The sequence below is a fragment of the Nostoc sp. FACHB-888 genome, from assembly GCF_014696655.1.
In the GTDB taxonomy this organism is placed as follows: Bacteria; Cyanobacteriota; Cyanobacteriia; order Cyanobacteriales; family Nostocaceae; genus Nostoc.
In genome coordinates this window covers 38,264-56,431 of sequence record NZ_JACJQM010000044.1, presented here as the reverse complement: position 1 = coordinate 56,431, position 18,168 = coordinate 38,264, and the positions used below count along the sequence as shown (strand labels likewise).

The window sequence follows — 18,168 nt, the reverse complement described above, 5'->3', positions numbered from 1 at the left end:
TGTCAATGATTGCAATTCTTTTAGTAATTTTTTAATATAATTTTTAATATTGTTTTGTATTTGTAACTAAGAATTTAGCATAACAAGTACTGAAGAACCAATTTAAAATTTTTCTAGTTTTATTAAAATTAAAATTAGAAAACTCTAAAACCACCCAATAATTCACCCCTGAGATGCGATGTGATTGCACCTCAACCATCATTACAGCCAAGATTCGCAAGACAAGTTACTCACTTGTCTCACGCGCTCAAAATCACTATCCTGTGAAATAATTGTCAAATCATGACGCAATGCGACCGCATACCCCCAAAAACCACATAGTTAGCCCCCTCCTCGCTTGCGGGGAGGGGGTTGGGGGTGGGGTTCTATCTCTGCAACCAAGCACCAATATCCTGCAACACCCTCTCCATCCTCTCCAAAATATCCTCATTTCTAAACCGTACAACCTTCAACCCCAAACTTTCCAAGAATTCTTGACGTATCGCATCTTCCTGTTGCGTGTAGTTGTGAATCTCACCATCCACTTCCACCACTAAGCGCGCTTCATTACAGTAAAAATCCACAATAAAACGATCAATTGTTTGCTGACGGCGAAACTTAAAACCCAAAAGTTGCTTGTCTCTCAACTTCTGCCAAAGTAACTTTTCTGTTGGAGTTGGTTCACACCGCATTTGTCGCGCCAATGGCTTAAGTTTTTTCCAAAGTTCGTATGGGGTTTGCCAAGGATATCCCGGAACCCCACCCCCTAACCCCCTCCCCGCAAGCGATGAGGGGGGACTGGAGTAGGTGAGAGGCTTTGGGTTGGGGTTTTGATTTTGGGTCATTTGCGCGATTGGTGGTTAGCTAATATTTCATGTATTATTCCCAGCGATCGCACTTTCCCAACTCTTCAAAACTCTGGCATAATCAGACATGGCTACGCCTAAAAAGCTGATTTAAAGCTTTACGCCGAATGGATATTTTAATAGAATAATCTCATCAAAAGATTCGCAGAAATATAAATGGACTGGATTACACTACTGCGATCGCTACAATCTGATTTTATTAAAAGGTTAGCATCTGGTTGTCTGCTTCATTGTGAAACAGAAGGTCAATATAGTGAATTAACTATAATCTCTGGAGAAAGGTTAAGGGCACTACGGGAATTTTGCTGGCTGATGGCTGAGAAATATAAACGTGTTTTACCAGTCCGTGACGTTTTTATTAGCTATCTCAAAGGGAAGTTGGGTGAGGAAGTTGTCAAAGAACGTTTAGCTGATTTTATTACCGAAGTTGATTATGAAAAGCGATTCGGCGGCGATGGCAATATAGATTTTACCTTGACTTCTGACCCATCTATTGGTATCGAGGTTAAATCTCGTCATGGTCGGATTGATAGAGTTAGATGGTCAATCAGTTCTGAAGAAGTTGAAAAAAATGCAGTTGTAGTTTGCATTTTGATTCAAGAAGATGTAAGTGAAGCACAATCTGAGTATCACCTTTTTTTGGCTGGCTTTCTCCCAACCCGGATGATTAAGTTGAAGACTGGGAAAATTTCATTTGGCATAGAACAATTACTGTATGGTGGTGGTTTATGGTGTTATCTAGAACAGTTACAATCTTCTATAAATAATTCTAGGCAACAATCATCAATTCACAAATACTTCCCGAAACAAGAAATTCTATCTAAGCCAACTATTAATCAGGTGTTCAAACCCCCTTTTGAACCTGAATATAGTGGTGAAGAGTTAAATATATTTTATGCAAAACTAGGCGATGAATGTTTTGAAAAAGGAGAATATACAAATGCGATCGCTAACTATAATCAAGCCTTACAAGTCAAATCTAGCGATATTGATTTATATTATAAACGAGGTTTAGCTTACTATCAAGTAGGCGATTATGAAGCTGCGATCGCAGATTATTCTCAGGCAATCCAGATGAATCTTCATGATGCTAAATCTTACAATAAACGAGGTTTAGCTCTGTCTCAACTGGGAAGATTAGAAGAAGCAATTAATGACTATAGCGAGGCTATCAGAATTAATCCTAATGTTGCCGTAGCTTATAAAAATCGGGCTGAAGCACGTTCTCATGTAGGAGATAATCAAGGAGCAATTGAAGATTATACCCAGGCTATTAAAATCAACCCCCATTATGCTGATACTTATAAAAACCGTGGGATTGCTCGTTATTTATTAAACTCTCAACCGGGATTTCCTCAAGCAATTAAGATTAATCCTAAAGATGCCATAGCTTATAAAAAGCGTGGTAATGCTCGTTCTGACTTAGGAGATTTTGAAGGAGCAATTGAAGATTATACTCAAGCAATACAGATTAATTCCAATTATGCCGATGCTTATTATAATCGTGGTAATGCTCGTTCTGACTTAGGAGATTTTGAAGGAGCAATTGAAGATTATACTCAGACAATACAGATTAATTCCAATTATGCCGATGCTTATTATAATCGTGGCAATATCCGTTTAGAAATAGGCGATAAGCAGGGAGCAATTGAAGATTTTCAAAAAGCGGCAGACATATATCGTAAAGAAGGTAAGCTAGAAGCACTCAAAGATACACGAGAAATTATATTAGATTTACAAATAGAAGAATCATTAGATATTTTAAATTTCTAAAAAATTAATCAATGTAAATAAATGGCAATTTTCAATTATCCCCAAGAACCCCGACAACTTTTACAAAATCGGGGTTCTAACTTTTTAGTTGGATTCAGGAAAAATTGATTTGAGGCTTATTTACCTAGCTCACAATATGGTTCCGGTTTCTTTCAAATAAACTCGTGTAAATGGTTCATTTTCAGATAGAGTATAATCTTCAATCAACCCTCTGCGACGGATAGAAATGTCGTTGCCTTTTCTAATCACCACAGTAGAACCATCGAAGACATCCCGCACTAGCATCATCTCAGTTTCGCTAGGATTATCCAAAACTACCATATTACTACTGCGGTAAAACATACCCTCTTCATCTAGGATGTCTCCCGTATACTCGGCAATCAATAAATCAAGTTTGGGATGACGTAGCAAAGTTTGGACGTTGCTATTGTAATCTTTACTTAATACTTTTTTAGACCGATTTACAAACACTGCATCACGACAAACAGCGCCTATTATCCAGTTGGGATGTTGCAAAAGAATATGGTCAATGGTTTCTTGCAATTCTTCAACTGAGATTTTATTAAAGGTAATAATTGGTATCCTAGCGTCTGTACCCGACTCAAAAAAGGTTTCTAAAATATGAGAAGGCACATCAACACTTTCACCTTCAGAAGGTTTAAGATGCATTAAAACGCCTGGTGCAGCGTTGATTTCCAAAATGGCAAAGTTACTCGACTTCCAAGATTCTGAGAGACTTTTGGTCATGACATCAATACCAAGGCAAGTCAACTGGAAGTGTTGAGCTATATCTTGCGCCAAGATAATATTGTCATCATGAACCGTCTGCGTTGCATCGATGCTCATACCACCAGCAGAAAGATTGGCAACTTTACGAAGGTAAACAGTGCGTCCCTTCTCAATAACGCTATCCAATGATAAGCGTTGTTCCTCTAGGTAGAGTTCCATCGCTTCATCTATTTGAATTTTACTCATCGGCGAGGTAGGTGTATCTAAACGTGCAGGTTTGCGGTTCTCTAGGCGGATTAATTCTGCAAGCGTTAAATACCCATCACCAACAACCGATGCTGGACGGCGTTCTGTAGCGGCGACAAATCTGCCATTAACACACAACAAGCGAAAATCTGATCCAGAAATACTTTTCTCAACAATTATCCTAGTTAACTGATCTTCGGGAATCGCTGCTACTGCCCTATTATAAGCAGCTACCAGTTCTTTTGAGTCCTGCACGTCAGCCGTAACCCCAATTCCTTTGTGGCCTACCACTGGCTTAACTGCCACTGGGTAGCCAATTTGTCTTGCTGCTGCCAAGGCTTCCTTTTCAGAGAAGACGATATCGCCTTCAGGGACTGGAAAACCCAAACTTTTTAAAAATGCCTTACAATCATCTTTACGGGTGGTGAACTCCGAATCTAGATGGCTATCACAGTTAAATGTTGTTGCTATCCCCCGGACGTGTTTTTTCCCTAAGCCGTATTGCATTAATCCTTCTTCCCACAAATAAAAGGTAGGAATACCTTTTTCATAGGCTGTTCGCAATAAGGCGTAAACTGTAGGCCCACCATAGACAGATGCGCGAAATTTATTTTGCAGCTTCACCAAGTGTTCATCAAAGGGAAAATCTTCGTCTTGGGTAATAGCTTCAAACCAATCCCAAACAAAATAAACTACCTCTCTAGTTGTGCGTTCATGTAATGATTGGACGCTAATTCGCACGAAATCTGGATATGGCTTGACACTCCAATGGTTAAGGTGCAAATCCATGTCCAGCTTTCCAACTTCGGACACAACTTGGGCAAAGAGATGAGCATAAGATTCGTAACTTTGGTCGCTCAGATTTCGATAGCGATGCCTCTCGACAAGCCGCTCCGCGTCTGTGCCAATCCTTGCAACATAATCTTCAATGGGTAAAGGCTTTCTAGAGTCAACTAGAGCAAAGTCAAATACTAGTGCCCCTATATCTAAATAGGGGTTGGGCCCAACATAATGCTTGAAGTTGAAAATATCGAATACATCCGTTCTTCTAGCATTAACGCGGACTAAATCACTGCTTTTTTGTACAACCATTGATTACAAACCTTTGGCTAAACACCCTGAAATTTCGCTGCTGAGTTATGATTACTCAGACTTATTGATTGTAGATTGATTCAGATTAATTTTGGAGAGTGATGGCAAAGCCATTGATCTAATCAGAACTCACATTAACCTTATTAGTAAGCATTTTCAACTATCTCAAGGCATAATTAAACTTCCCTACTTCAGCAAACGAAAAGTATAATCACTTCATCCTCATGAATAGTCAAAGTTATAACCTTTGAAAGGTACAACACTCACATAAGAATTGGTATAAATAAATATGCGGTATTTAAGAGACAGCAAAGTTATGAATAGCACAGAAGCTACTCTAAGAGATGAAATTCGAGAACTTGCTGAGGAAGCTTTTCACCAAAAGCTAATCTCTGGCCATGGTGATGGCCCGGACATAAATGAGTATCAAATTGTTTATCAAGGCAAACCCAGGCATCTCCCACTAGAACAAGCACGTTTTTTCTTAACTAACTTGCTTTACAGAAGTCGCATTCATTAGGACTTAGCACCAGATATCTAATTGCACCTAGCTAGAGTTAATACCAATTATTAAATTGCGCGATAAACTTTTAATCGGCAATTAATAATATGTTAACAATGCCTCTAGAAAATCTCTCTAGAGGCAGTTAATATGTGGATTTTATTAACTCAAAAAAATAATTTTGAGGATAGTTATTTTTTTGTAATTTTCTGGGAAAATCTCTTCGTTTCATGGCAGCGTCTAACGGCAAGCCGCTTCTCTACGAGATGCTACGCGTAGCTTGCTTTTCCGTACTAGTATGCGTCTACGCAAATTATAACCCTACGTTCTATCAAGTGATCTACCAAAGGGATGATTTGATACTTGAATTGTCATGATTTAGTAAAGTTTATTAACCCACATCAGGAAGCATCATCGTGGAAAATAATACCAAACGGCAGTTAGTAATTATTGGGGGAGCTGAGGACAAGGAAGGAGATTCCGTAATTCTGCGGGACTTTGTGCGTCGTGCTGGGGGTACGAAGGCGTACATTGTAATTATGACGGCGGCGACAGAATTACCAAGAGAAGTGGGAGAAAATTATATTAGAGTTTTTGAGCGGCTCGGAGCTGAGAATGTTCGCATTCTTGATACAGAAACCCGCGAAGATGGATCTTCATCTACCGCATTGGAAGCAATTAATAAATCAACTGGAGTATTTTTTACTGGGGGAGATCAAGCTCGCATCACCAGCATCCTCAAGGGTACCGAAATAGATAAGGCGATTCATCAACGATTCTCTGAAGGTATAGTTATCGCAGGCACAAGCGCTGGAGCTGCCGTGATGCCAGATAAAATGATAGTGGAAGGCGATTCGCAGACAAACCCTCGGATTGAAACTGTCGAAATGGGCCCCGGTCTAGGCTTTTTACCAGGAGTGGTAATTGACCAGCACTTTTCTCAGCGTGGACGCTTGGGACGCTTAATTTCAGCTTTAATACTAGAACCTGCTGTTTTGGGATTCGGTATCGATGAGAATACCGCTATGGTAGTCACAGATAACCAAATTGAAGTAATTGGTGAAGGTGCGGTTACCATTGTTGATGAATCAGAGGCTACATACAACAATATGGGCGAAATTTTGAAGGATGAGCCTTTGGCGATTTGCGGAGCAAAGCTTCATATTTTGCCACAAGGCTTTAAATTTGACTTGAAAACCCGCCAGCCTATCCTAAATGATGGCTCTGTGGCCAATGTTTCTGTACCCGTTGGTTGAATCAATACCTAGCTTTGAGCAGGTGCGTTTAACTTGAATAAATAATACTAGTAGATTAGTGACATTTATCTCTTGAATATCCTCCCAAGTACTCTCAGAAATAGGGGACATAGCCCCGCATTTTCAGGAGAAAAGGGGGGATTAATTATTAATAAGCGATCGCAGCCATGATTGTAAAATAATATGTATTTATTTATACATGAATGTCTGATAACTGGTTAGCCAAATCTCAAAGTAAGTTCGACGAGTCACATGGTGTATGCCCGTTCCCAACCCCTGGCAAACCAGCCTGATGAAAGATACATTCTGGTTTTGGGAACACTAGATTTACTACCAGGCTTAACAGGAAAGGGTCGATGTCTAACAGTGGATGGAATCACAGATCGAAAAACACACTTCCCTTGCAATTACCCATAACATATTTAAAACCAGTGAAGCGTAATACGATTACCCATGAGTTCAACTCTGGTTCACACGCAGAAATACTACCTATACAGGAAAGTGACGATAATTTATCGGAAGCGTCCAAATTACTACGGCAAGGAATTCAACAGCAGCAAAGCGGTGAATTAATAGCGGCGTTGAAATCCTTACAACAATCCTTGGGACTGTTTCAGGCAGTTGGGGATTTGCAAAAACAGGCTCAGGCACTTTCTTTTTTAGGATTGGTAACTTACAGCGCTGGAGATTACAAAGGTACTATCTCTTACTCCCAAGAGTGTCTGTCTTTGCTCAACAATACCTCAGATTTAGCAGTGCAGATGCAAGCACTTTCCCATCTAGGCAATGCCTACCGTCACTTGAATGATCATAAAAAGGCAATTGAATTTCTAGAAAAATGTTTGAAAATAACGCAGCAACTGCAAGACAAACGCAGTCAAGTGGCGGCACTGAATAATTTAGGATTGGTTTATAAAGGTTTGAGCAACTTTACGCAGGCAATTGAGTATCAGCAGCAAAGTCTAGAAATCGTCCGGGAACTCAAAGATAACTGGGGCGAGGAACAGGTACTCAAGAATTTGGGTAATGCTTGGTATGCTTTGGACAATTACCCAAAAGCGATCGCCTATTATGAGCAGTGTGTAGTATTAGCACACTCTTTAAAAAATGTTCGCAGTGCTTCTCAGGTGCTAAAAAACTTGGGGAATGCTTGTTATGCCTTAGGTGATTATGCTAAAGCCATTAAGTATTATGAAGATCGGTTGCACTTAGCTAGAGAAATCCAAGACAAGCGTAGCGAGGAACAGTCTTTAGGTAGTTTAGGAGTTGCTTGTGAAGCTTTGGGTGATTATAACAAAGCAATTACATATTATGAAGAACGTTTACTGTTAGCTAGGAATATCAAAGACAGTCGCAGTGAAGAACAAGCTCTTGCCAGTCTGAGAGTCGCTTGTTACGCCTTGGGTGATTATGCCAAAGCTATGCAATATCAGCAAGGAACATCTCAAAATACTTAAAAAGTAAGGCAAAAGTAAGGCAGAGTAAAAATTTAAAATTCACTCATTCAAAAATTAAAATTATTCGCATAAATCCATTCCTCCCATTGTCTTTTGTTGCTGGAGATATTCAAGAGCTTCTAATGTATCTACTTGGGGAAATTGTGCGTAAAAATTACTCACACTCCAAAAAGGTTCTGGTGTTTCCAAAACAATTGTGCGATCGCCCCACTGTTCTAACCAAGGTAGCAATGTTTGTGGCGCTACTGGACTACATAGCCAAACTGCTGCTGGAGAAAGGGTTTTGGTAGCAGTTGCCGCTACCGCTATTGTCATACCTGTAGCAATGCCATCATCAACTAAAATCACCGTAGCATTCTTGGCATTCACCTGCGGACAAGCAGGAATTAATTGAGCCTCAAGAGACTTAGCTTGGTTGATAGCTTTATTTAAAGCTACTTCTCGCCCCCGCGCATCATGTTTAGAGCGAAATAGCTTTTGCTCAGTCCAAAGAACATTTCCAAAAGTAGTGACTGCACCAATTGCTAACTCTGGGTTTTCTGGATGACTGATCTTTTTCGCCACCACAATTGTTAACGGACAATCCAAAAGACGGGCTATTGGTGCTGCCACTGGTATACCCCCTCTTGGCAAAGCATAAACAATTGGTACAGGCTTTACCCCAGAATCAATAGTTTGCTGAGTCAAAACATCATGAATCACTCGCGCCAATTCCTCACCTGCATGGGTGCGATCGGCAAAAAATGGGGTATGTGACATAGTTTCCCCCCAGCATATTAGGACGGCATTGCTTTTATCATGACTGAATTTTGTCTCAAATTAACTGATACAATAAGATTTGTATAAATAATTAAGTATTCAGCAAAAGTCTATTTATCTTGATAAATCTCCAAACAGAGCAGTATTTAACTCAGATAAGACAGATGGTGCTGATACCAAAATCCTAATTTTCATGAGCAGCGAAACCCAACTCAGCCTCTTCGACGACTCAACCCTTAACCAACGAGAACTGATTCCCACAGACGCTAAAATTGCGATCGCTCCGGGAACTTATACTGACATGACGGAGTTGGCACAGCATTGCAATAGCTGCCACCGTTGTGGATTGGGAGACACTCGGACTCATGCTGTCGTCGGACGCGGTAATCTCAAAGCACCAATTATGGTTATAGGGGAAGCGCCTGGCCAAAATGAAGATGAAACTGGCTTACCATTTGTAGGTAGATCGGGGCAGTTGCTGGAGAAAATTCTGGCATCCGTGAATCTAACTACTGAGGATCATGTATACATTGCCAATATTAACAAATGTCGCCCACCAGATAATAGAGTTCCTACACCAACAGAAGTGGCGGCTTGTTTACCCTACTTACTAGAACAAATTCGCCTAGTTGACCCCAAAATAATCCTGTTAACAGGTGCAACTGCTGTCAAAGGAATCACTGGCGATAAGCGGGGGATTACGAAAATTCGCGGACAATGGCTAGAGTGGGAAGGGCGTTTATGTATGCCAATTTTTCATCCTTCCTACTTGCTGCGTAATCCTTCTAAAGAAAGAGGTGCGCCTAAATGGTTGATGTGGCAGGATATTCAGGCAGTGCGTGCCAAGTTAGACGAAATCCAAAATAACAGTTAATTTTTAGTACAAGAGCAAAATTATATTTTAAAAGCTTATAAACGGCAGCTTTTAAAATATGACGAAGTTGCGTCTTGAAAACTCCCTCTTAGTAGTAGTGCGGTTAAAAGTTTAATTGAGTTAGTTAGTCAGTTAAGGTTTTTTGGTACTGATTTTAGACCAGTAGAGACGCGAAATTTCGCGTCTCTACTAAGGATTCTTAGCTTAACCGAACGGGATTGTTACTTAGCAGTCTTTTTTAAACCTTGCCATCTTTCTCGCAATCGCTTCAAGTTAGGGCTATGACCACCATAACGCCAACTAACATAAGCTTGACTAATCTCATCTATGACCTCAGCAGTTGCTGGGGAATGATGCTGGTACGATCCTCTGGCATACTCTAAAGGTGTTTGCGCTGGATGCTTACCTAAACCTTTTTGGGTTGTCCATTGCAGCATTTGTTGATAAAGGCTCTCCATTGCTGGCAATTTCTTTAACCATCGACGGTTGCGCCACTCTCGCCACTGACCCCAACCCAGCCAACCGAAGAAAGCTACTATAGTTGTCAAAATTAAGCCAGTTAATACACCAAACCAACCTTGAGAGAATAAAGCTAAAAACCAAGCGATCGCTCTAACTACCCACCTAAATATTGTCTCAAAAACATTATTCAACAAACCTGTCACTGGAGATGGTAACCATCCAGCAACCCATTGCCACAACTGGCGCAACACGCTAAAAGTCTGAGTATCTTCTACTGATGGAGGTATCAGAGGATGATTGGGAATCGGGTCAAAGGCAAACCAGCCATATTTCGGAAAATATACTTCCGTCATCGCATAAGCATCAGTATTACGGACAACATATAGCCCTGTAAATGGATTAAATTCTCCTGGACTAAACCCTGCTACTAACCGGGCTGGGATACCAATAGAACGTAGCATTACCGTAAGAACTGTTGAGAAATGGTCGGGATAACCACCTTTATATTTGAATAAAAAAGCTTCTACTAAGTCATCCTTTTCTCCCAAATAAGGCAAATCGAAGGGATTTTGGGGAATGGAGTAGTGTTGCTTCAGGTATTGAGCTAGGTAGAGAGTCTGTTCATAGGTTGAATCTAGGCTTTTAGAAGACTTTGCGATTCGTTCCCGATTGTAGTTAGCAAGAATTTCTTCGGTACGTTGCCGGACTTTTTCGGCAATTTCGGGAGGAATTTGCAGATAATGCTTCTTAATCTGTTGCGGATAATTAGTAGAAGCTTTACCTAATAAGGTGCGATCGCGGTATGGTACTTCAGAAACTACTGTGTAAGTAAGTCCTTCTGATAATTCCACAGGCGATCGCAATCCGTTTTCTGTATCAACCGCGATCATCGGTGTCGGAAAGTAAATCTCTTTGGGATAAGCCATCGCTGGAATTAGGTTAGGCAAATCCGCCACGACTGTATAAGTTTGGACTATCTCTTGGGTTTTACCAGTAATCAGAGGTCGGTTCAGGAAAATTTGGTAAGACCAAGGCGATCGCTTGATGGTTGTAACTTCTTCATTACGCGATACTTCCCATCCTTTACCCGTATAACGGTCAAATCCTAGAACTCGCCAAAAACCCTCAGCTTGCGATCGCACCCGCATCACAACTTTAGGTTTCATCTCGCCCCGCAGGTTTTGGTTAATTTGGCTATTAAAACCGTAATAAAAGTTACTATCTACTTTACCTGGTTGACCATTTTGATTTTGTCCCGTACCACTGCCTTGATTATCACCTTTACCTTGGCGGACATAACCGGGATTTATAATACTACGTCCAGTGAAACTGCCTTTTACTTGAATAGGAGAACTTACAGGAAAATTCCGTAACTGATAGCCAGGGAATCTGGGTAAAACAGCAAAAATTGCCAGTCCCAGACCGACAATTAGCAAAAAAGTCAGAATTAAAAATTTAAAATTAAGAATTGAGGAATTCTTATTGGATTTTTCCTTTTGAGTTTTTAATGGTTGCAAACCCAAGCGTGAGCGATAATCCAGTACTAAAGTTGGTAGAGCGATCGCTAAAAATAACAGCAACACAGGTGCAAATGCTAAAGTTTGACTTAGCGTTGCTGCCACACCCAATAAAATTAGTCCTATAACGATCGAATAACCCAAATTCTTCCGGCGGGGTGTATCAAAGCTATGCAACACCTGGAGTTGAATTAATAACTCTGCCAAACTCAACCGCGTATCATTCAACTCTCCCACTAACCGCCCAAAGAAAGCACCCAGTGCTACTAACATTCCGATAGCGATGCAAAACTTAACTGCAACATTGGCATCGCGGCGACTATAGTAGCTCCAAATCGCACCCAATATACTTAGGGGTAACGCCCAAAAAGTGAATGAAGTCTCTGCGGCGATATCCGTCGCTACAATTCCCAAAATAACCAACGCTAGCACTAGCACCCGCAAGGAAATTGAATCTTCCACTTCTATCAAAGGCGATCGCTGCGGAAAATTACCTACAGGGACACGCCAAAACCGATTCATCTTGGATAAGTTAAGCATTTCGATTCTAAGTGAAAATCCCACGGAAACAATGCTGAGGACAAAACTGTTCGTCCTACTTTAAAGTATTCCCGTTACAGAAAGCTTTCTTATCCTGCCTTTAAGTATCTATGAAGGTTTCGCGCTTATTTTTACAAATTAAAGCCCTTGCAGGAGTTTCAAAACCCTGTTATCAACCTTTGCTTCGCTTCTTTTGACGAAAACTCTGCGCCAGAGGAACAGCGACTTACCCTTAGAAGTACTAAACCCCTCCCCGCAGGACTACGATGTACACATAAGTAATTGAATTACTCGAAACAAAAGCAAAAACCTCACCCTGTCCTATCGGACATCCCTCTCCTTAGTAAGGAGAGGGACAGGTTTTGCACAAGCAAAACCAGGGTGAGGTTCTCCAAGTTAAATAAGTAATCAAGCAAACATGATATGACGTTACCGCGACCTGTAACGGCAAGAGTGAACATAAATTTGTATAAAAAACAACACAAACGAATAAATCCGTTCTGAAAAAATGGTGTCTCGGTAAAATAAAGGCGAGGCGAAATCAGCACAATACAAGAAATTAACTCGTTCTCCAGGCTTGGTTAGTAACCGAGTGGACTGACGAGTACCCACAAAAAATCAATTATGAGGTAGAGGGTAAGTCTACTTCTACTGGTTAGTTGTAACCACGCCTTAAGTTCCGCAAACGATATAAGTAAGCACCCTGTTGCTAATAGTGTCGAGAGGACGAAAAAGCCACAAGGCAACAGCTAGGCAATGATTACCTTAAGATATTCAGCATTACGTTCTAGCGCTGGCAATTAAGGTTACATAGTGAGATTAATGACAAACAAAAGCGGCTGTTGGTCTATTTCTGGAAACTCAACTTCCAGGGTATAAGTTGGGCTAAGTTGTTCGCAGCCTAACTCCACACTTAAGTATCCCGAAGTCGAAGATGTTGCCATTGCTAAGGTGCCACTTCCCCGAAGTGCTAAAGTTCCTTTAACAGGTAACTCAGCCTGAACAAGTAACTTTGTAAGTTTACCTACAGACTGATACTCTACTCTGATGTCCAAATTACCGACAGTGGTTAGCCATTGTCTTTCTACCACTGGACTAGTTGCTGAGAGTGGTAGAGTCAAATTTTCCAGCAGTTGTTTAGCTGCTAGCAACGACAAAGCCATTTGTTGACGCGGTTGTAAATCTGAGTAATCGCTCTGAATATTGGGAATTGTCTCCAGAGTACTTACAGACCTATAGGTGCTTCTTAGCACCAATCCAGCTATGTCGTTTAGTGATTGAGACTCGTTAGGGAAAAAGTTCTCCACCACTTGAACTAATTTTGCTCCCAGGGGCACTGAAGATGTCACCATCGCTTGACATTTTTCCAGCAATTGCTGAAAAACTCTCTCCGGTAAAGGACGTGGCAGATTCAGCTTCGACTGTTGTACCATCCACCCCCAGCTAGGAACGAGCGTCATTGACGGCTCGTCAACAAAATCGGGATAGTCGATTAATTGTGTTTCCCAGGGAAATAAGGGTGGGTGTTCTTGGGCTTGGATTTGTAAGCGATGCTTAAGGACAGCTTGAAAACGATCTTGCACAGTAGGAATTTCTCCCAATTTAAAGGTCTGGGGCGTTCCTCCCAATTTTGGCTCACTGCTTTTTGAAGCAGTGGCTTCATTGTGGAGGTTTTTTACCCCGTCATTTTCCTCACATTCTACAGATTGCTCGGTATTTTTGACATCATCTGTCAATAACCAACCGAGACACTGAGATTGTAAGGATTCTGAGTCACTATTCATGAGTAGATGCACCTGATCCGGACACTAATGAGTTACGAATTTCCCAAGCTTGCTCAAGAATCTTAAACCATCGTTTTTGTAGTTGTGCCATTGACAGCCCTAAAGTTTTTGCGATTTTTTCATCGGCTTGCCCTTGTTGCTTCAACTCTAGTAAAGACCGTTGCTTAGTGTCCAGCTGTGCTGTATATACTTGCCATTGCTGGGGAGTTAAACCCAAATTGGTATGCAAAGAGGCTTCTAGCCACTCGTGAACCAATTCCCAACGGTGTAATAAAGCAAACCGAATCAAATGATACTTGAAGCGTTGCTGTAAATAATCTCTCTGACGAGGGGTTAAACCTAAAATCGACTCAATTTCCTGTGCCGATAAATCCTGGAGGCGGAGGGAAAAGTAATCAGCACAGTCAGATTGTTGCCGTTCTTCGAGATAATTCATTAATTCTGTAACCACAACGGAGCGCAAGGTATCTTCTTCAGGTTCGGGTTCGGCTTGCGTTGCCATTGTGGAGCGCAATTGATGTACTACTGGTTCTTCCCAAGAACCATCGGCTTCACTATTGCTGCCTTCTGCGGCTTGTTCTATATCTACGCTGGTTTCTGGGGGCTGGTGTTGAGAAAAAGTTTGCGCCCGCAAGATAATTAGCTGCTGCTGACGGCCTGGTAAAGGAATGCGTCGCTTGCCGTAGCGCTCGGTAAATGCCATGTACTCGGACAATTCTAGAAGTGTCTGAGGGCGATAAGTAGCACCGAGTTGATTTTCTCGGCGGAAGGCGTTTAATGCTTCTAGATAAAAACTCTGTAAGAAATCTTCAATTATAGTCAGTCGCCCTTGATAACTCAATTGCTTCTGAGGCGGATTAATGTATCGATAAATAATTGCACTCAGAGTGCTGTGTAATTCTACCCTGCCCCGATTTGAACCCAACTGATAGTACCTGAGACACTGTTGTAGCCGATGCCGAGCGAGGGTCATCGCCGAGCTTTCTACAGTTCCAGAAGCTTGGATACGTTTGCTTTCATGGCAAATCCGATATACTTCAGTGGTAATACGTGTTGCTACATCATGGCAATTCTGTTCCGAAGCTTTGGTTGATTGTTGAAACTCCCTGGATAGGAGTTGAAAGATCACCTCCACGCCTTTAGAATTTTCTCCCAGAATATTTGCAGATGGAATAGTTGCGGTTGCGGCTGAATTCATAGTCTCGGTTTTCAAAAGACCCTAAGTATTTAAATACAACCTGTACGACGTGGGTATTGGCTTCAGTTTTACGTATAAGCTAAACGCAGACCAATCCAACATTGAGGATGTGGCTGATTTTATTATTCCCAACTTGGATGGGATTGTTCACACTTTGATAGATGTTATTGCCATTACCCAGGAGCCGTATACAAGTCATTATGGATTTAGAAGCACAAATTCAATTGCTGATTGACAATGCACCCCGCGATGGTATAACACCAAATCTGATTTCAGCAATTGCTCCTGCCCTTAGAGCGATCGCTCAAAAATTACGTTACTCCCAGTACTATATTCTTCAAAATTCAGAGTCAAGCTGGGTTTTAACTACATTGAGCAATCGTGCTAATTCAGGATTGGAAAAGCGTGTGATTTACGCTTTTCCTACCATACAGGATGTCTCTCTAATTTCCCCTGCTGGGCTTGACCCTCAAATGCTAGCTAAAATTATTCCTGTCACCCATATTTTGTTCCAACTGGTGGCATTGGAACCCGTAGATAGTATCGTTTTTTTGGAGACGCCGGGTAAGACCACTCATACCGTTGAAATTCGGCGAACTGATCTAGAGAAACTCATGCAGAAACAGTTGAGACAACAGCGATCGCCTAAACACATACCACCTGATATTGCATAGAAAAAACTTGGATGTGGGATTTTTTAGATACAATCCCACATCCAAAATTTTAAATCTCAAATTTGTTTGAAAAAGTTTTTGATGAAAAGAAATTAATGCCAGTCACTACCCTTTTAGTTCTTTAAAAAAGCAACCGAACAGCTTAATTTTCCGCCTAATCTAAAATTGATTAACAAACAGTTATCAGTGAACATTTTTCAAATTTTAGCTGATTATTGAGCAAAATTTCTCTACCTAAGAACAGTTGTGAGGTTTAGCTTGCGGTCTAAAGTCCTGTTTTCTACCTGTTAGTTAGTAAATAATTTAGTAAAGACGACTCAGTGTGTACTCAGCTATGTTAATCAATGCCTGGTGAGATTCTGAGGGTGGGAGAACTGCAAGATGTTCAATTGCTAACTTAGCATGGTGAGCAGCTAACTCTCGCGCCTGCTGTATACCTTGACTATCTTGAATTAATGCTAGTGCTTGCTCTAAATCCCCTTCTTGAGCAAACTTTCGTTCAATCAGCACTTCCAAAGATGGTTTTTGGGCTAAAGCAAATAAAACAGGTGCAGTTAAATTACCACTTTTAAGATCCGACCCCACAGGTTTACCCAAGGTATCTGCTGTACTGGTGAAATCTAGAATGTCATCAACAATTTGAAATGCTATACCAAAATGACGACCGTAGCTATACAGATGCTCAACAGTTTCTTGTGAAACTTCACTAAGTAACCCAGCAGCTTTAGAACTGTTAGCGATTAATGAAGCTGTTTTGTAATAACTCTTCTGGAGATAAGTATCAATAGAAATGCCAGCATCAAAACGATTTAATCCCTGCTGGATCTCCCCAGTAGCCAAATCCATAATTACTTCTGAAAGGAGTTTTACCACCTCTAAATTGTCCAAGTTTGCTAAATACCAGGACGATTGGGCAAAAAGAAAATCTCCTGCTAATATGGCAATTCGATTACCGAACAAACTATGAACGGTAGGAACGCCTCGCCGCGTATCTGATTCATCTACCACATCGTCATGTACTAAGCTTGCTGTGTGAATCATTTCTGTAATCTCAGCTAGGCGGCGATGACGCGGTGTAATCTCTTGAGCTAACATTGTAGCCCGCGATATTAGCAGGACAATTGCTGGTCTGATACGCTTTCCCCCAGCTCCGAATAGATGTTCGGCTGCCATAAACAGGATGGGGTGGCGATTTCCAACTAGCTGCTTTAGGTTATCTGCTAGTAGTCGCAGGTCTGCTTCCACAGGGGTAAACAGGGAGGTGGCTGGGGTCATGGATGGGCGGACTCTGACTTAGGTTACGAAAGTTTACATATCCTACACTCATTTTAAGATAACCCTGTGCCAGCGCAAAGTTTTCATAAGGTAATCCCATTTTCATGAGTATATCGGTGATAATTAAAGTTCATAGCATATTTGTCAATAAGCAATTATGCTTATTTTTTGGTAAGTCGGATTTTAAACTAACTTAAAATATGAATTTTTAGTAAAAGAAAACAAATATTAGCTTAAATTGGATTAAGTAGTTTCCCATTAGACGTTTGCCGCCACAGGTTGAAAAAAATTAAGCAATTTTACTTATTGACAAAATGGGTAAAAATTAAATGTGAGACTAATAGGTAAGACTAAATTTCTTTAAGACTGAAGTGTAGCTATTCAAAAAATTTGAAATTTAGCAGTCGAGTAGGCTTCAAAATCAGGGTCGTTGTGTTACGCTAAAATATAGGAATTTTAAATTTTTCAGATAGTCACACCCCAAAAGTAATTCACTTACTAAGTGATAATACTGTGTCGGTGATGTAAGTCTAAAATAATTAGTCGTAGTTGAGATTAAGGGAATAATTCCTTTGAGCTTTGTTACGATATGCAAAACTCCTGATTTGGAGCTATGCGATATCCCTGTGGGAAGTCGCTACACGTCTTCAGCGTATGTCAAGCGCAAGCATTGCTCTTTTCATAGCAGTGTTAATAAAAATAATGCAGATCAAGTAGATCGCTGAGAACCGTAGTTTTAGATTGCTAAATGGCAATTTAACTGCTGTGGGATCTATGGTCTGCAAGAAGCCCATTAGACAATAAATTCTTTAACCGTAGAGAGATGAAATCTCTATAGGTAATTTTACCATAGAAAACTACAGCAATCAAGAATGTACTTGGTTAGCTGAGGTTTCACTAATTTTATGGAATTTTATATTCGTTTGAAACGGTGCTGGTAGAACAATGATTTACGGAAGTATACCGATGATGATTTTTATTTTAGCGTCTGGATATTTGTTTACAGTTTACCTGTTATTAGCACTGGCGAAGCGAACAGGTACAAAGACTGTTCCGACAATCTCTCCATCTGCCGAAGGAAAACACAAGCAGGAGATACCAATAAGGACAAAGGTAACTGAAGTAGTTAATAGTCAATAGGCATTGGGCATTTGTAAATGACCAATGACTAAGGACAAATTAGTT

At 40.7% G+C, this 18,168-nt stretch carries 14 protein-coding genes; 7 read left to right on the top strand and 7 right to left on the bottom strand.

Going from position 1 to position 18,168, the window contains the following annotated elements; genetic code table 11:
- Window positions 1-365: 365 nt before the first annotated feature.
- Window positions 366-824, bottom strand: a complete 459-nt coding sequence (locus tag H6G26_RS23605; RefSeq protein ID WP_190731704.1) for an endonuclease domain-containing protein — start codon at window positions 822-824, stop codon at window positions 366-368.
- A 177-nt stretch (window positions 825-1,001) separates the two neighbouring features.
- On the opposite strand from H6G26_RS23605, the gene H6G26_RS23600 reads away from it, so the two are divergent.
- The gene (locus tag H6G26_RS23600; RefSeq protein ID WP_190731702.1) at window positions 1,002-2,618 is read left to right on the top strand and encodes a tetratricopeptide repeat protein; all 1,617 of its coding nucleotides are present in this window, start codon (window positions 1,002-1,004) and stop codon (window positions 2,616-2,618) included.
- Window positions 2,619-2,747: 129 nt separating this feature from the next.
- Here H6G26_RS23600 and H6G26_RS23595 read toward each other — a convergent pair whose 3' ends face one another.
- On the bottom strand, window positions 2,748-4,685 hold the full coding sequence (locus H6G26_RS23595; RefSeq protein ID WP_190731700.1) for an acetate--CoA ligase family protein: 1,938 nt from the start codon (window positions 4,683-4,685) through the stop codon (window positions 2,748-2,750).
- Between the two features lie 316 nt (window positions 4,686-5,001).
- Here H6G26_RS23595 and H6G26_RS23590 point away from each other — a divergent pair, with 316 nt between their 5' ends.
- The 3 genes from H6G26_RS23590 to H6G26_RS23580 all read left to right on the top strand — a co-directional run bounded on the left by H6G26_RS23590 (window position 5,002) and on the right by H6G26_RS23580 (window position 7,900).
- Entirely contained in the window at window positions 5,002-5,205 is a 204-nt protein-coding gene (locus tag H6G26_RS23590; protein WP_190731699.1) for a hypothetical protein, read from the top strand.
- 395 nt (window positions 5,206-5,600) lie between these two features.
- Window positions 5,601-6,443 carry a cyanophycinase gene (locus tag H6G26_RS23585; protein ID WP_190731710.1) on the top strand — a complete coding sequence of 281 codons (843 nt, stop codon included), beginning with the start codon at window positions 5,601-5,603 and terminating at the stop codon, window positions 6,441-6,443.
- Window positions 6,444-6,799: 356 nt separating this feature from the next.
- Window positions 6,800-7,900, top strand: coding sequence for a tetratricopeptide repeat protein (locus tag H6G26_RS23580; protein ID WP_190731697.1), 1,101 nt, complete (start codon window positions 6,800-6,802; stop codon window positions 7,898-7,900).
- A gap of 60 nt (window positions 7,901-7,960) precedes the next feature.
- On the opposite strand, the gene H6G26_RS23575 is transcribed toward H6G26_RS23580, so the two are convergent.
- Window positions 7,961-8,659, bottom strand: a complete 699-nt coding sequence (locus tag H6G26_RS23575) for a phosphoribosyltransferase family protein (RefSeq protein ID WP_190731695.1) — start codon at window positions 8,657-8,659, stop codon at window positions 7,961-7,963.
- A 193-nt stretch (window positions 8,660-8,852) separates the two neighbouring features.
- Between H6G26_RS23575 and H6G26_RS23570 the strand changes: the two genes are divergently transcribed.
- Window positions 8,853-9,533 (top strand): uracil-DNA glycosylase, encoded by a 681-nt coding sequence (locus H6G26_RS23570; protein ID WP_190731694.1) that lies wholly within the window; start codon window positions 8,853-8,855, stop codon window positions 9,531-9,533.
- Between the two features lie 221 nt (window positions 9,534-9,754).
- Here H6G26_RS23570 and H6G26_RS23565 read toward each other — a convergent pair whose 3' ends face one another.
- From H6G26_RS23565 to hetZ, 3 genes are all read right to left on the bottom strand, one after another.
- Window positions 9,755-12,034: a DUF3488 and DUF4129 domain-containing transglutaminase family protein gene (locus tag H6G26_RS23565; protein WP_242053839.1), complete on the bottom strand. Its 2,280-nt coding sequence runs from the start codon at window positions 12,032-12,034 to the stop codon at window positions 9,755-9,757.
- Between the two features lie 824 nt (window positions 12,035-12,858).
- Window positions 12,859-13,836 carry a PatU gene (locus H6G26_RS23560; RefSeq protein ID WP_190731690.1) on the bottom strand — a complete coding sequence of 326 codons (978 nt, stop codon included), beginning with the start codon at window positions 13,834-13,836 and terminating at the stop codon, window positions 12,859-12,861.
- Window positions 13,829-15,034, bottom strand: a complete 1,206-nt coding sequence (hetZ, locus tag H6G26_RS23555) for a heterocyst differentiation protein HetZ (RefSeq protein WP_190731687.1) — start codon at window positions 15,032-15,034, stop codon at window positions 13,829-13,831. Before hetZ ends, H6G26_RS23560 begins: the two co-directional genes overlap by 8 nt.
- A 200-nt stretch (window positions 15,035-15,234) precedes the next feature.
- Here hetZ and H6G26_RS23550 point away from each other — a divergent pair, with 200 nt between their 5' ends.
- Window positions 15,235-15,708, top strand: coding sequence for a hypothetical protein (locus tag H6G26_RS23550; RefSeq protein ID WP_190731678.1), 474 nt, complete (start codon window positions 15,235-15,237; stop codon window positions 15,706-15,708).
- A gap of 303 nt (window positions 15,709-16,011) precedes the next feature.
- Here the strand turns inward: H6G26_RS23550 and sds are convergent, their stop codons facing one another.
- The gene (gene sds / locus H6G26_RS23545) at window positions 16,012-16,983 is read right to left on the bottom strand and encodes a solanesyl diphosphate synthase (RefSeq protein WP_190731676.1); all 972 of its coding nucleotides are present in this window, start codon (window positions 16,981-16,983) and stop codon (window positions 16,012-16,014) included.
- A 945-nt stretch (window positions 16,984-17,928) separates the two neighbouring features.
- On the opposite strand from sds, the gene H6G26_RS23540 reads away from it, so the two are divergent.
- Entirely contained in the window at window positions 17,929-18,123 is a 195-nt protein-coding gene (locus tag H6G26_RS23540) for a hypothetical protein (RefSeq protein WP_190731674.1), read from the top strand.
- Window positions 18,124-18,168: the final 45 nt, after the last annotated feature.